General features: G+C 37.9%; 12 protein-coding genes and 1 riboswitch. Of the genes, 8 read left to right on the top strand and 4 right to left on the bottom strand.

The annotated features are described in order from the left end of the window. Positions 1 to 11: 11 nt before the first annotated feature. The 3 genes from lolE to DBO93_RS12895 are packed head-to-tail and all read right to left on the bottom strand — an operon-like array spanning position 12 to position 3,297. The gene (lolE, locus tag DBO93_RS12885) at positions 12 to 1,277 is read right to left on the bottom strand and encodes a lipoprotein-releasing ABC transporter permease subunit LolE (RefSeq protein ID WP_108456706.1); all 1,266 of its coding nucleotides are present in this window, start codon (positions 1,275 to 1,277) and stop codon (positions 12 to 14) included. After that, entirely contained in the window at positions 1,278 to 2,084 is an 807-nt protein-coding gene (gene lolD, locus DBO93_RS12890; RefSeq protein ID WP_239058985.1) for a lipoprotein-releasing ABC transporter ATP-binding protein LolD, read from the bottom strand. Then, on the bottom strand, positions 2,077 to 3,297 hold the full coding sequence (locus DBO93_RS12895) for a lipoprotein-releasing ABC transporter permease subunit (RefSeq protein ID WP_108457842.1): 1,221 nt from the start codon (positions 3,295 to 3,297) through the stop codon (positions 2,077 to 2,079). The genes lolD and DBO93_RS12895 overlap by 8 nt, the downstream gene beginning before the upstream one ends. Before the next feature lie 393 nt (positions 3,298 to 3,690). On the opposite strand from DBO93_RS12895, the gene DBO93_RS12900 reads away from it, so the two are divergent. From DBO93_RS12900 to DBO93_RS12920, 5 genes are all read left to right on the top strand, one after another. Next, the gene (locus DBO93_RS12900) at positions 3,691 to 5,757 is read left to right on the top strand and encodes a M13-type metalloendopeptidase (protein WP_108456707.1); all 2,067 of its coding nucleotides are present in this window, start codon (positions 3,691 to 3,693) and stop codon (positions 5,755 to 5,757) included. A 135-nt stretch (positions 5,758 to 5,892) separates the two neighbouring features. Beyond that, a riboswitch (cobalamin riboswitch) is annotated at positions 5,893 to 6,035 on the top strand. 207 nt (positions 6,036 to 6,242) lie between these two features. Continuing rightward, the gene (locus DBO93_RS12905; RefSeq protein WP_108456708.1) at positions 6,243 to 7,085 is read left to right on the top strand and encodes an ABC transporter ATP-binding protein; all 843 of its coding nucleotides are present in this window, start codon (positions 6,243 to 6,245) and stop codon (positions 7,083 to 7,085) included. Between the two features lie 2 nt (positions 7,086 to 7,087). Next, positions 7,088 to 8,089 carry an iron ABC transporter permease gene (locus tag DBO93_RS12910; protein ID WP_239059209.1) on the top strand — a complete coding sequence of 334 codons (1,002 nt, stop codon included), beginning with the start codon at positions 7,088 to 7,090 and terminating at the stop codon, positions 8,087 to 8,089. 5 nt (positions 8,090 to 8,094) lie between these two features. After that, positions 8,095 to 8,700, top strand: coding sequence for a cob(I)yrinic acid a,c-diamide adenosyltransferase (cobO, locus tag DBO93_RS12915; protein WP_108456709.1), 606 nt, complete (start codon positions 8,095 to 8,097; stop codon positions 8,698 to 8,700). Between the two features lie 33 nt (positions 8,701 to 8,733). Then, positions 8,734 to 9,642: a cobalamin-binding protein gene (locus DBO93_RS12920; protein ID WP_108456710.1), complete on the top strand. Its 909-nt coding sequence runs from the start codon at positions 8,734 to 8,736 to the stop codon at positions 9,640 to 9,642. A gap of 188 nt (positions 9,643 to 9,830) precedes the next feature. Here the strand turns inward: DBO93_RS12920 and DBO93_RS19125 are convergent, their stop codons facing one another. After that, complete coding sequence (locus tag DBO93_RS19125; protein WP_108456711.1) at positions 9,831 to 10,994, bottom strand: methyl-accepting chemotaxis protein; 1,164 nt, start codon at positions 10,992 to 10,994, stop codon at positions 9,831 to 9,833. A gap of 203 nt (positions 10,995 to 11,197) precedes the next feature. On the opposite strand from DBO93_RS19125, the gene DBO93_RS12930 reads away from it, so the two are divergent. From DBO93_RS12930 to DBO93_RS12940, 3 genes are all read left to right on the top strand, one after another. Next, on the top strand, positions 11,198 to 11,365 hold the full coding sequence (locus tag DBO93_RS12930) for a DUF2897 family protein (protein WP_108456712.1): 168 nt from the start codon (positions 11,198 to 11,200) through the stop codon (positions 11,363 to 11,365). A 452-nt stretch (positions 11,366 to 11,817) separates the two neighbouring features. After that, complete coding sequence (can, locus tag DBO93_RS12935; protein WP_108456713.1) at positions 11,818 to 12,420, top strand: carbonate dehydratase; 603 nt, start codon at positions 11,818 to 11,820, stop codon at positions 12,418 to 12,420. 150 nt (positions 12,421 to 12,570) lie between these two features. Further along, the gene (locus tag DBO93_RS12940; protein WP_108456714.1) at positions 12,571 to 13,212 is read left to right on the top strand and encodes a sulfotransferase; all 642 of its coding nucleotides are present in this window, start codon (positions 12,571 to 12,573) and stop codon (positions 13,210 to 13,212) included. Positions 13,213 to 13,225: the final 13 nt, after the last annotated feature.

Here is a 13,225-nt window from a genome sequence, read left to right on the forward strand (position 1 = left end):
ATAGATTAATTTTATGCCTGTCCTAGCACTTGTGCAGGTTCAACTTTAGTTGCCCGCCATGCAGGATAAATTGTCGCTAACAGACTCATTACCAAGGCGGTGATAACCGTATTAATAACATCTTGCTGACGTAATAAAGTGGGTAAAAAATCAATAAAATAAACATCAGATGTTAAAAACTCAACCGAAAGTGCGGCTTCAATTGCACGAATAATATCCGTTAAATTTAAAGAAATTAATATCCCTAAACTGGCGCCAAGAGCACAACCAACAATACCATTCATTAGGCCTTGAAACATAAAGCTAGTCATAATGGTGCTCGATTTAGCTCCCATAGTTTTTAATATCGCAATGTCTGATTTCTTCTCATTCACCGCCATAATTAATGTCGAAACTATGTTAAAACTCGCTACGGCAATTACTAATACTAAAACAATAAACATCACTAAGCGCACCAACTGAATATCATTAAATAAATGACCATGGCTGCGGGTCCAATCCAGCATATAAACATAAAAATCAAAATTATACGCCACGTCGCGAACAATTTGTGGCGCAGAAAAAACATCGTCTACTTTTAGACGAATGCCTTGTACTTCATCAGGTTGATAGCCGACTAACTCGATCGCTTTCGCTAAATTAATAAATACTTGCGTATCATCAATAGTACCGCCAAATTTAAAGATACCGACAATAGTTGCCTGCTGAGTTATGGGTACAGGAAATTGTTTATTAGGACTAACTTGCATATCCTGCGAGCTTACCGGTGGCAGTAAAAGCTGAACGTTATCACCCACTTTTGCCGAAAGTTTACGTGCAATCCCCGCGCCAATGACAACACCATTTTCAAGCGTTAAATTTTGCCAATCACCTGCAACCATATAACGAGCAATGGCTGAAACTTGCTGTTCTAACATCACGTCAACGCCACGTATCTCAACACCTTTAAGTGCCGCAGATTTTTGCATCATGCCCTGCGTTTTAATAAACGGTGCTGCTGCAATCACATTGGGGTTTTGCTGAATAAGGGCAACATTTTCTGGCCATTTGTTGATAGGCTTATTTACAGCTAGCACCTCAGCATGCGGCACAATAGATAATAAGTGTGTTGCTAACGCCCGTTCAAAACCGTTCATAGCTGAAAGCACAACAATCAGCACCATTACACCGATGGCAATACCGATAGTAGAAGAGGCAGATATAAATGATGAAAACCCTTTACTATGACGACTTCGAACATACCGTAAGCCAATAAAGACACTTAATGGTTTTAGCACTTAAGCTTCTCCATCTTTTGGTTTAATAATGTCGTTAGCAATTTCAAGCGGTTTTAGGTGCCCATGATCTAATTTTAGCTGTCGATCCATTTTGGCCGCCAAAGTTAAATCATGAGTCACAATAACAAAGCTGGTATTTACAGTGCGGTTTAACTCTTGCAACAACTGATATATTTGTTCAGCGGTGTCAAAGTCTAAATTACCGGTTGGTTCATCGGCCAAGACAAGTGATGGCTTAGTAACTAAAGCGCGAGCAATCGCAACGCGCTGACGTTCGCCACCGGAAAGTTCAGACGGACGATGATGGCCACGATGTGATAACCCAACTTGCTCAAGCATAGCTTTAGCCTGAGCCAAGGCATTTTTAGGTTTATCGCCACGAATCAACAATGGCATAGCCACATTTTCTTCTGCGGTAAACTCCATCATTAAATGATGAAATTGATAAATAAAACCGATATGTTGATTACGAAATTTCGCTCGTTGCTTTTCAGTTAATTGATGAATATTGACACCATTAATAAACACTTCACCAGCACTTGGCGTATCTAAAGCGCCAGCTAAATGCAAAAAGGTACTTTTACCACAGCCAGAGCTACCAACAATAGCAACTAACTCACCCGCTTTAACCGCTAAGTCGAGCTTCGATAATACCTGCGTGGTAACAGGTCCTTGTTGATAAAATTTACTTAGCTGTCGACACTCTAAACCCAATGCAAGTTCAGCTTTTACTTTGGATTCACCGCTGTCTGTGTTGATATTGTTATTCAAGTCATTGTCCATTGTATTGTTCAATTTACTATTCATTTCTAAGTACCTCTGCAGGCTGGGTTTGCGCTGCACGATAGGCAGGATAAAGCGTTGCTACAAAGCTCATGGCTAGTGCAGAAACGACAATAACTAGGATGTTTACTGGATCAAGAGCAATTGGTAATTGTTGCCCTGCCCCTAATAAATTAACGCCGAGTAAACCAAATATAGCGTTTAAATTCAGCGTTATTATTACCCCAAGTGTAACGCCCAAAATAACGCCCAAAATGCCATTGGTTAATCCTTGGGTGATAAAAATTTTAACGATACCGCTTCGGTCCAAACCTAGCGTTTGTAAAATACTGATTTCACCTTGTTTATCAATGACCACCATCACTAATGCTGAAACAATATTAAAAGCCGCAACCGCAACAATTAAACTCAGCATTAGCCACATCATATTTTTCTCCATACTCACGGCGGCAAACAATGCACCTTGGCTCTCTTGCCAGCTGACAAATTGAAAGTTTGGGTATTTAATTGATAACTGCGAAATTACTTGCTGAGCATTAAACGCATCATCTAAATACAACCTTAATTGATTAACGCCATCACCTTTGTTTCGATGTAACTTTGCACCATCTTTAATTTCAATATAAACCATGTCCTCATCAACTTGGGAGCCAACATTAAAAATACCTACAATAGTAAACGTGCGATGCACGGGCACACGACCCATCGGGGTGAATAAAGTTTTATTAGGTAAGGTTAAACGCACAACATCGCCTAAGCCAACATTTAACTTTCGCGCTAAAGCTTGCCCTAAAACAATGCTAAATGGTTGAGTGTCTAAATGGGAAAGTTCGCCATATTCCATGGCCGTATTGATAATATTATGTTGTTCAAACTCAGGCATAATGCCATGAACTAGAACACCTTGCAGGGCAGTTTTAGATTGAATTAAGGCTTCACTTTCCTGAAAAGGCGTAACTTGTGTAACGTCAGGTAACGCCAGAATGTCGCGCTGTAGATCACGCCAATTATTTATATGAGTCTGCTGCGCAGACATTAAAACATGAGGCACCAACCCCAATACGCGCCGTTTTTGCTCACGCTCAAGGCCATCCATAACCGAGACAACCGTGATCAAAGAAGCAACACCAAGCACAATACCGATAATAGAAAAAAAGGTGATAAAGGAGACAAAACCTTTTCCATGACTGCTACGGCTATATTTTAAGCCGATATAAACACTAACTGGCTGAAACATGAACTCTTTCTTTATTGATAATGGTAATAACACCAAGATTATTGAGCGTAAAATAATACCACAGCTCATCAAGATATATCTTCTGACTTTATTAACTTTCTCCCACCTAAAGAAGTGTAGTGACAAAAAAGGCAAATATCCGCTGTTATAATTAGACAAAACAAACAAAATCTAATTAAAACCAGCTAATCACAAATAATTATACAAATTTAGTCGCTTAATCAGGTTATCTATATTATCTGTAAATTTAAAACTACAGTTTAGGTTAACAAAATGTTAAAAAAAATGACTTTAATCTAGTAAATCAGCTTAATAGCCTTTAATATCTTTTGCTTTACAAAAAAGCTCTGCAACGCTCTGAGCATTCTACATAAATCAAATTGTGAGTATTGAATGAAGAAAATAATAACAAGTGCTGTTTGCACTTCTTTACTGTTCATTGCAGGTTGTAATGAAGCCACTGAGACAAAAGCTGCCGTTGAAGCACCAGTAATACAAAAAACAGCATTAGCATCAGGTATAGATAAAGCCAATATGGATCTATCTGTTCGTCCACAAGACAATTTTTACCAATATGTTAATGGCGCATGGCTAAACAACAACGAAATTCCAGGTGATAAAACATCAATTGGTTCGTTTTACGACTTACGCGATGAAGCAGACGACAACGTTAAAGCAATTATCGAAGAGTTAGCTGCAACTAAAAACTTAACAATGGGTAGCGACGAGCAAAAAGTTGCCGATTTATTCCGTTCATTCATGGACTCAGAAACGCGTGATACTCTAGGCACTAAACCTGTTCAAGCCATATTTTACCGCATTAATAATTTACAAGATAAAAATGAGCTTGCTACATTCTTTGGTGAATATCAAAAAATTGGTGTAGGTAGTCCATTAGCTTTTTACATCAATGTGGACGCTAAAGACTCAACTCGTTACGCCACACATGTTTGGCAAAGTGGTTTAGGGTTACCCGACAGAGATTACTACTTTAACGACACGGAGCGTTTTGAAAAATTACGCTCAGGTTACGTTGCGCACATTGAAAATATGTTTAACTTAGCCGGTTTAGAAAACGGTAAAGCTGCAGCCCAAACTATCATGGCCATCGAAACTAAATTAGCAGGTTTTCACTGGACTAAAGTTGAATCTAGAGACAGCACTAAACGTTATAATAAATTTAATGTTAGCGATTTAAACACAGTTACCGATGCATTCAATTGGACAGCTTACCTTGAAGCACAAGGTGTTCCAGCTCAGAAAGACCTTATTATTAACCAACCTTCATTTGTTACAGGTTTTGGTGAAACTTTCGCAGCAACCTCATTAGCTGATTGGCAAACTTATTTAACTTTCCATACGCTTAGCAATTTTTCTGACTCGCTCACTACCGCTTTAGGCGATGAAAACTTTGACTTTTATTCAAAGCAATTAAGTGGTCGTGAAGAACAACGCCCAATGTGGAAACGTGGTGTTTCAGTGGTTAATGGTAACTTAGGTGAAGTTATCGGTAAGGTTTATGTTGGCCGTCACTTTAAACCTGAAGCAAAAACCCGCATGACAATATTAGTGGAAAACTTACGTGGTGCTTATGGCGCAAGTATTGATGATCTTGAGTGGATGTCAGAAGCGACTAAAAAAGCAGCACATGTTAAGTTAGCGAGTTTTGATCCAAAAATAGGTTACCCTGATAAATGGGAAGATTATTCTGCGCTTGTCATTAAAAGTGATGACCTCGTTGGCAACAAAATGCGCTCAGGCACTGTATCACATAACAAAAAGCTTGCTAAATTAGGCGGCCCAATTGATCGTCAAGAATGGGGCATGACACCGCAAACAGTTAATGCATATTACAACCCAACTAAAAATGAAATCGTATTCCCTGCTGCAATTTTACAACCACCATTTTTTAACTTGGCCGCAGACGACGCTGTAAACTATGGCGGTATTGGCGCGGTTATCGGTCATGAAATGGGCCACGGTTTTGACGACCAAGGTAGTAAATACGATGGTGACGGTAACATGCGTAATTGGTGGACTGAAGAAGATTTAGCCGCCTTTAAAGTACGCACTGATAACTTAGTTGCCCAATACAGTGATTATGCGGTATTTGATGATTTAAACGTGAACGGCGAACTTACTTTAGGCGAAAACATTGGTGATTTATCTGGTGTTACCATCGCTTATAAAGCTTACAAAGCGTCATTAAATGGTAAAGAAGCGCCGGTAATTGATGGCTTAACTGGTGAGCAACGTTTCTTTATGGGCTATGCGCAAGTATGGCGTGGAAAAATGGTTGAAAAATCATTACGTAATCGCGTGGCAACCGACCCACATTCACCTGCAGAATTTCGTGCTTTAGGCTCACTGTCAAATATGCCTGAGTTTTATCGCGCATTTGACGTAAAAAAAGGTGATGCTATGTATATTGCCCCTGAGAAGCGCGTTAAAATTTGGTAGTATCTAAAAGTTAGTACTACAAAACCATAAGGAGCTTCGGCTCCTTTTTTATGCTTGCTAATAACAGTCTCTACCGTCAGTACAAGGTTTTCATTGTAAAGCAGTGTAGTTAACCGTAAAATCGACACTTATAAACGATATTTTTAGCCTCATCTTTTATCGTAATTTTGGCTAATTTATAGGGAACACGGTTAAAGCCGTGACTGTACCCGCAACTGTAAATAACTTGATTTTAATAGTTATAAGTCAGGACACCTAATATCAACATTTTTATATAAAACTAATGACACCGTGCGGGAATACACGTGAGTTACACTGTCTACAAGACATTTGTTTCCTATTGCCTCACCTTAATTACGTTATTCAATATATTAGCTTTTGAATTCATCAGCTTGTTATCACTTTTAGGCAATAATGAAAATATACTGCTTTTACCTTGTTAAAAACAATATCCTTCTAGTTAGCCATAAACTGGGCAGCCTTTAATGCCAACTTTACTCAGTGTCGAATCTGTATCTTGGTCTGTTGATAAATACATAATCCTCAATAACATTTCGTTTGACGTTAACCGCGGCGATATTATCGGTATTATCGGTCCTAATGGCGCGGGGAAAACCACGCTATTAAAGTGCTTACTCAATCATTATAAAAATTGGCACGGCAGCATTAAACTAAAAAATAAAGCACTAAGCCAATATAAACCTAATGAGTTAGCGCAAACATTTGCTCTAGTCGTACAAAACGCTCCCCCTATATTTGATTTAAAAGTTTACGATGTGGTAAGAATGGGTTTACTACCATATAAAACCTTATTTGCTCGCGACAACGATGCAGATAAAGAAAACATTATGCTCGCATTAGAAAAGGTAGGTTTGGCATGCAGCCAAGCTAAATTTTTCAACACCTTATCTGGGGGTGAACAACAACGGGTATTAATTGCTAAAGCTCTAGTCCAAAAAGCAAAAATATTAGTACTTGATGAGCCCACTAATCACTTAGATATTTTCTATCAGCACCAAATATTACAACTGGTTAAAGCGTTAAATATTACCGTTATTATGACTATTCATGACCTCAATCTTGCCGCTCATTATTGCAATAGATTACTTTTGTTAGATAAGGGCAACCTAGTCAGCGATAATAGTGTCGACCAAGTGTTAAAACCTGAATTACTTACCAAAGTTTTTGGACTACCTTGTTATCGAGACGATACTCAACATTATGATGTGCCTAGGGTTTACTTTTATCCCGCAACCGATATTGCAACAGATAAACAACCGACTCTTAAGCCAAGCATTTTACATAACAATGAAGGCGAATTATCTTGAGTATTATTCGTGCGCTTAAAGGCAAAAACACTTGGGTTTTTTCTGCGCTAATAGTTTTTACTATTTTAACCGTTATTGTATCGATTACTTACGGTCCAGCGACTATTACTCGGGCTGATATATTTCAATGTGTGATGTATGAATGTGCCTCACCTATGCACGACATGGTCATTTGGCAAATACGTATTCCTCGAGTTTTAGTAGGATTAGTTGCCGGAATGGGTTTAGCTTGCGCTGGTGCAATTTTGCAAAATGTGACACGTAATCCACTTGCCGACCCTTATTTATTTGGCATTATTTCTGGCGCAGGTTTAGGGGCTACCATAGCGACATTCACCTTAGGTGATCAACAATCGCTAGCGCTACCGTTAGCCGCTTTTCTTGGCGCGTTATTTTCCGTGGTGATCGTTTTTGGTATAGCGACTTTACTACGCAATATGAATCACTTATTACTCACAGGTGTAGCGGTTTCCTTTATGCTGGGTTCTATCAGTCATTTTATTCTTTACCTTGGCGATCCCTTTGCTACCAATCGTGTTATTTTTTGGTTAATGGGCAGTTTGGCACGTGTTGAAATGTTTCACTTTTATTTAATTGGCGCCATGGTATTACTCACTTTATTGACTATTTTTGCCTTACACCGACAAATAGATGCCCTACTACTTGGCGATGAAAGCGCTGCAAGTCTTGGTGTTAACATTGATAAACTACGTTTAATATTATTAGCTTTATGTGCCGCAGTTACCGCTACCATTGTTGCTTATTGTGGTGGTATCGGTTTTGTGGGCTTAATGATCCCACACATTGTTAGGCAATTAGTTGGCGTTACCACTATGCCGCTTATTATTGGTTCTGCCTTAGTCGGTGGTTGCTTTTTAGTATGGGTTGATGTTGCAGCACGCAGTGCGTTTAGTAATGTTGAAATTCCCATTGGTATTATTACCTCCGCCATCGGCAGTATTTTCTTTTTAGCGATTATGTATCGCACGCGTAAAACAGGATAACTTACATGACTACAGAAACAGATAAAACTCAAAAACACCAAGCTCGCATGCAACGTATTAAAGAAAAAGTTGATGCTCGTATTGATTCAGCTCAAGAAGAACGTGGCTTATTAATTGTTATTACCGGCAATGGTAAAGGCAAGTCAACCTCTGGATTTGGCACATTAGCACGTGCTGTTGGTCATGGTTATAAGGCCGCAGCATTACAGTTTATTAAAGGAGACTGGGCTTGTGGTGAACGTAATTTATTAGAAAATAATGGTGTCGAATTTCATGTAATGGCGACAGGCTTTACTTGGGACACCCAAGATAAATCTAAAGATATTGCTGCGGCAGTAAAAGTTTGGCACGAAGCAAAACGATTATTACAAGATGACAGTGTCGATGTCGTTTTACTTGATGAACTTACCTACATGTTATCCTACAAGTATTTAGATTTAGACGAAGTTATTGAAGCTATTGTTAATCGTCCCGCTATGCAACATGTCATCATTACCGGACGTGCATGTCATCGAAGTATTATTGAGCTTGCAGATACGGTTAGTGAAGTCCAACCACTTAAACATGCTTTTGATAATGGCATAAAAGCACAAAAAGGTATTGACTGGTAGTTGAACTGGTTAAAGCATTACAATGGATTATTTATGAAATTAACGCAGTTTTTCTGTTTAGCAATTATCGCTGTATTGTCTACGACAAGAGCACAAGCAAATAATGTCGATGATAAACTTATATCGGTTATTGAAACATCTAAACCCAAAATAATAGCGCTCTCTCCGCACATTGTTGAAATGCTATTTGATATTGGTGCAGGTGAACAAATTATAGCAAGCACTGAATATGCAAATTACCCATTGGCTGCGAAAAAAATTCCTAGAATTGGCAGTTCAATGCGTATTCAATTGGAGCGAGTGATTGAATTACAACCGGATTTAATCATTGCATGGAAAAGTGGTAACCCCAGTGACGATTTAGCTCGTATAAAGCAACTGGGCTTCAATGTGGTTTATTCGCAACCCGATAGCTTTAATGACGTTGCTAAAGAACTGCGCTTATTTGGCAAACTCACTGGGCATAGCAAACAAGCTGAACAAGTTGCGACTAAATTTTTAGCTGATTTAGCCGACATCAAAAAAAAATATGGTAATGAAAAGCCCTTAACCGGATTTTATGAGGTGTGGTCAAGACCATTAACCACGATTGCGAAAGGTAGTTGGCCACAACAATTTTTAGATATTTGTAGCATCAACAATCCGTTTGAAACAGCAGAAACTGGCTATCCACAAGTAAATATTGAAAAAGTATTACAAGCCAATATCGATGTTATTATTCAGCCACTTTCAAAAAAACAAGCTGGTGTAGATGGATATAACTGGCAACAATGGCCAATACTACCGGCAGTAAAGCACCAACAAATTATCATATTAGATGCCGACATTGCGCATCGTATGACCACGCGTAGTTTACACGCCCTAACCGACTTATGTCAGCAAGCAGATAAAAGTAGAACCTATTACCAACAAAATACCGATAATAAAGTCAGCAAAAACTAGGCTGGTTATTTGGCCTCAAATAAACCAAGAGTGGGCTAAAAATAAGCCTAAAATGAAATTTCTTGTTAAAGATGAAAAATAAGAGGTAACATATTTGTCCAATATGTTACCTCTTTTTTATTCACTCTATATGGTTTTGAGTTTACTTTAGGTAGCTCAACTTAATTCAATTCAACTCAAGCACTAGATTAAACACAAACTCGATTTAATGTTGTATCGACCTCGTCTGCGGTATGTTGTTGCATTTCGGCAAGCTCAGTTACGGCGAGTAGATTACTATTAAGCTCGCGGCTTAATTTTACCACCATCGACATGTTCTCATTTATTGAGGCCGTCGCCTGTTGTTGTTCGGTTGTTCCTTGCGCAATTTGAGATGTTAAGGTGTCAACTTCAAAGAATACTTGTCCTATTTTACTTAATGCATCGGCCACTTCAGCTGAATGTATTAAGCTATCGCGCGATAGCCCTTGACCACGGTCAATAGCGTTTACGGCATTGGTTGATTTTTCTTGCAAGCCTTCAACCATGGCGTGAATTTCAACAGTAGATTCTTGTGTTCTATGCGCTAACGCACGCACTTCGTCGGCAACAACGGCAAATCCTCTTCCCTGCTCGCCGGCTCTAGCCGCTTCAATCGCTGCATTTAATGCCAGTAAATTCGTTTGATCAGCAATGCCTCGAATAACCTCTAGTACCGAACCAATGCGAGAGCATTCTTCTTGTAATAAAGCTAAATCAGACGCCATTATTGTTACTTCTTTGTCAAAATCTTCAATGGTATTTTTGCTGGTAGTTGAAGCATGCGTACCTTGCTTTAAAATGGCTAACACTTGACTCGTTGTTTCACTTACCTGAGTCGCACTGTCTGAGAGTGTTGTCGACGTTGAGGCCACTTGGTCTATAGATCTCGCCATTTGTTCAATTTGATTTACTGACTCATCCACAGCCCCCACTGAGCCATGCATTTGTGCAGTCAACGATGCAGAGCCTTGTTTCAATGCGTCTGATTCAGATCTAATTTCGTTAATAACATCAGCTAAGTTAGCAATGAACTTTGTTAACTCATTGGTAACACTAGCTAAATCATCCTCATTATCATCTTTAATATGTATACTTGGTGCTTCATCAATGCTTGCCACTTGATCAATATAATGTTGTAAATTCACAAGTCTTTGCGTGAGTTTTTTTTGCGAATATATATAGCCCACAATGATTTGTGTAACGACCATGACCATTAAAAACGCGATAGTTGCATTGTGGCTAAGTTCACCGGTTAGATAAAACGCGATAATACTTATAATTCCAATGAACAAAATAGGCATGAGTAATTTAATACTGAGAAAATTTGACATCTTTATTTCCGAATATTGTGTAGTAGTAACTTAGTGAACTTAATTTTTATAGGTACTGAAGTTAAATGTTCTTGTTCACCTGTTCGAGCTTACAAATAAATTACATGCTATTGTACTATTTAGCTATTGGTTTTTTATTTGAACATAAATAAGCAATCGCATGAAACTTGAAATGAGAGAAACTTTCCTTTGGGGATAAAGCCATGAGTATTACCACTATATTTATTATTGTTATCGCTGTTGGTTCAGTAATAGCCGGACTATTACTAATAAAACAATCTGCGCGTAAGTTTGAATTATCAAAAGAACAACAGCACAAAGTAGACATTCGTAAAGATGAGCAGCTACAAAAAGATGAAGAGCAAAAGTAGTTGTAAACTCACCTTGAGGTAAAGTAATTAATTTCTCTAGCTGGCCTGTATTAAATGAAAGTTAAATTTTTAAATCGGGCCCTGTAGGTCTAATACTGTATTTTTTAAATACCCTATCATCAAACGTTTTGGCCACTCCTGTGCGTTACACTCATCTATATCTCCATCTTTATTTACACATTTTTTCCACATTGATTTCCAGTTAAGCAGGTATACTTTTCGATTTTAACTAAATATGGTGTGAAAAATAGGATGTCTTATACTTATCCAATTCCATGAAAATTTTTCTTTGATAGCGAGTTATCGCAAGTGCAAAATAAATACTTTAGGTACGCAAACGCACTATATTTTCAAAGCTTAGACTAGTATTTGCAAAGCTTAGACCAGTTTTTTCTTTACTTGTGAGCCTAACAACTTAAAATCACCTTATATTTTCTTCAGTTGATTCCATCATGAGCTCAATACAACACCTATTTGACAATAATCAGCAATGGTCAGATAACATTAAAAAAGATAACCCTGAATTTTTCAAAAACTTATCAGAACAACAAAATCCTGATTACTTATGGATAGGTTGTTCTGATTCAAGAGTTCCAGCCAATGAATTACTGGGCATGTTACCGGGCGAAGTATTTGTGCACCGTAATATTGCCAATCAAGTTATTCATACCGATTTAAACTGTTTGTCAGTTATTCAGTTTGCTGTTGATGTGTTAAAAATAAATCATATTATTGTTTGTGGCCATTATGGTTGCGGTGGCGTCATGGCTTCATTAGAAGATAAAAGCTATGGTCTTATTGATAATTGGTTACATCACATTAAAGATGTTTACCGTTTCCATAAAGAACGCCTAGATGCTGTTAAAGACAAAGAAGAGCAATTAACACTACTTTGTGAATTAAACGTAATTGAACAAGTGGCTAATGTATGTAACACCACAATTCTAAAAAATGCGTGGGCAATTAATCAAGATGTTACTGTGCATGGCTTTGTATATAATCTAAAAGACGGTATTTTAAAAGACTTAAACGTCTCGGTTGATGGTAACAAATAAGTATCGCCCTATCGTGTTATAGCGTTATAGGGCTTTGACTTTAGTTGATGAAAAACTTTCAATGAAAAGTGATTCATTTAACATGTCATTAGTTAAAATAACCTTAACTTTTAAAACTACACCCTATTAATTTACTAGTAAGCCAATAACATGCAAAAAATATTTATTATTGGCTTACCTAGAACCGGCACAACAAGTGTTTGTGTTGCTATGCTCGAGCTTGGCTTTTATGTTGCTCATACGGCTTATACCGATCGTAGTTTTACCGAAGCTCAAGTTATTGCTGATACGCCGATTTTTTGTGACTATCAAGCATTAGACATTGCCTACCCAAATGCAAAATTTATCTATTTAGCTAGAACTTTAGATAAATGGCTGCCCTCAATTAAGCAATTGCTTGCTCGTATGCATATTAACCTTATTCGTGAAGATGGCGGTTTTAATCCCATTATTAAACGCTGCTATAAATCAACATTTTCACCTTACAACGCAGATAACATCAGTAATGATGAATTTTTAGCACAGTGCTATCAACAACATAAAGCGCAAGCAGAATCATACTTTGAAGGCAGATATACTGATTTTTTATCAATCGATATTAGTCAGCATACCAGCTACGAACAACTGTTGAAATTTTTAGCATTAGATGAAAAAAAACCGACTGATACGGACTTTAAAAAGTTGAATGTTGGCGGTAAGGTTACCGCCTGGAAAGATATAAAAAGCGATTTAAAAGTCGATTCGACAAATAAAGGTAGGGTAACAAAACTGGCTTATTTATTACCAAAGTAACTGGCTAACCTTA

This window comes from Colwellia sp. Arc7-D, from assembly GCF_003061515.1.
In the GTDB taxonomy this organism is placed as follows: Bacteria; Pseudomonadota; Gammaproteobacteria; order Enterobacterales; family Alteromonadaceae; genus Cognaticolwellia.

Excerpts from the sequence above, each read along its gene's own strand:
- lolD (WP_239058985.1), bottom strand. The coding sequence starts at position 2,084 with ATGAATAGTAAATTGAACAATACAATGGACAATGACTTGAATAACAAT.
- DBO93_RS12895 (WP_108457842.1), bottom strand. The coding sequence starts at position 3,297 with ATGTTTCAGCCAGTTAGTGTTTATATCGGCTTAAAATATAGCCGTAGC.
- DBO93_RS12900 (WP_108456707.1), top strand. The coding sequence starts at position 3,691 with ATGAAGAAAATAATAACAAGTGCTGTTTGCACTTCTTTACTGTTCATT.
- DBO93_RS12905 (WP_108456708.1), top strand. The coding sequence starts at position 6,243 with ATGCCAACTTTACTCAGTGTCGAATCTGTATCTTGGTCTGTTGATAAA.
- cobO (WP_108456709.1), top strand. The coding sequence starts at position 8,095 with ATGACTACAGAAACAGATAAAACTCAAAAACACCAAGCTCGCATGCAA.
- DBO93_RS12920 (WP_108456710.1), top strand. The coding sequence starts at position 8,734 with ATGAAATTAACGCAGTTTTTCTGTTTAGCAATTATCGCTGTATTGTCT.
- DBO93_RS19125 (WP_108456711.1), bottom strand. The coding sequence starts at position 10,994 with ATGTCAAATTTTCTCAGTATTAAATTACTCATGCCTATTTTGTTCATT.
- DBO93_RS12930 (WP_108456712.1), top strand. The coding sequence starts at position 11,198 with ATGAGTATTACCACTATATTTATTATTGTTATCGCTGTTGGTTCAGTA.
- can (WP_108456713.1), top strand. The coding sequence starts at position 11,818 with ATGAGCTCAATACAACACCTATTTGACAATAATCAGCAATGGTCAGAT.
- DBO93_RS12940 (WP_108456714.1), top strand. The coding sequence starts at position 12,571 with ATGCAAAAAATATTTATTATTGGCTTACCTAGAACCGGCACAACAAGT.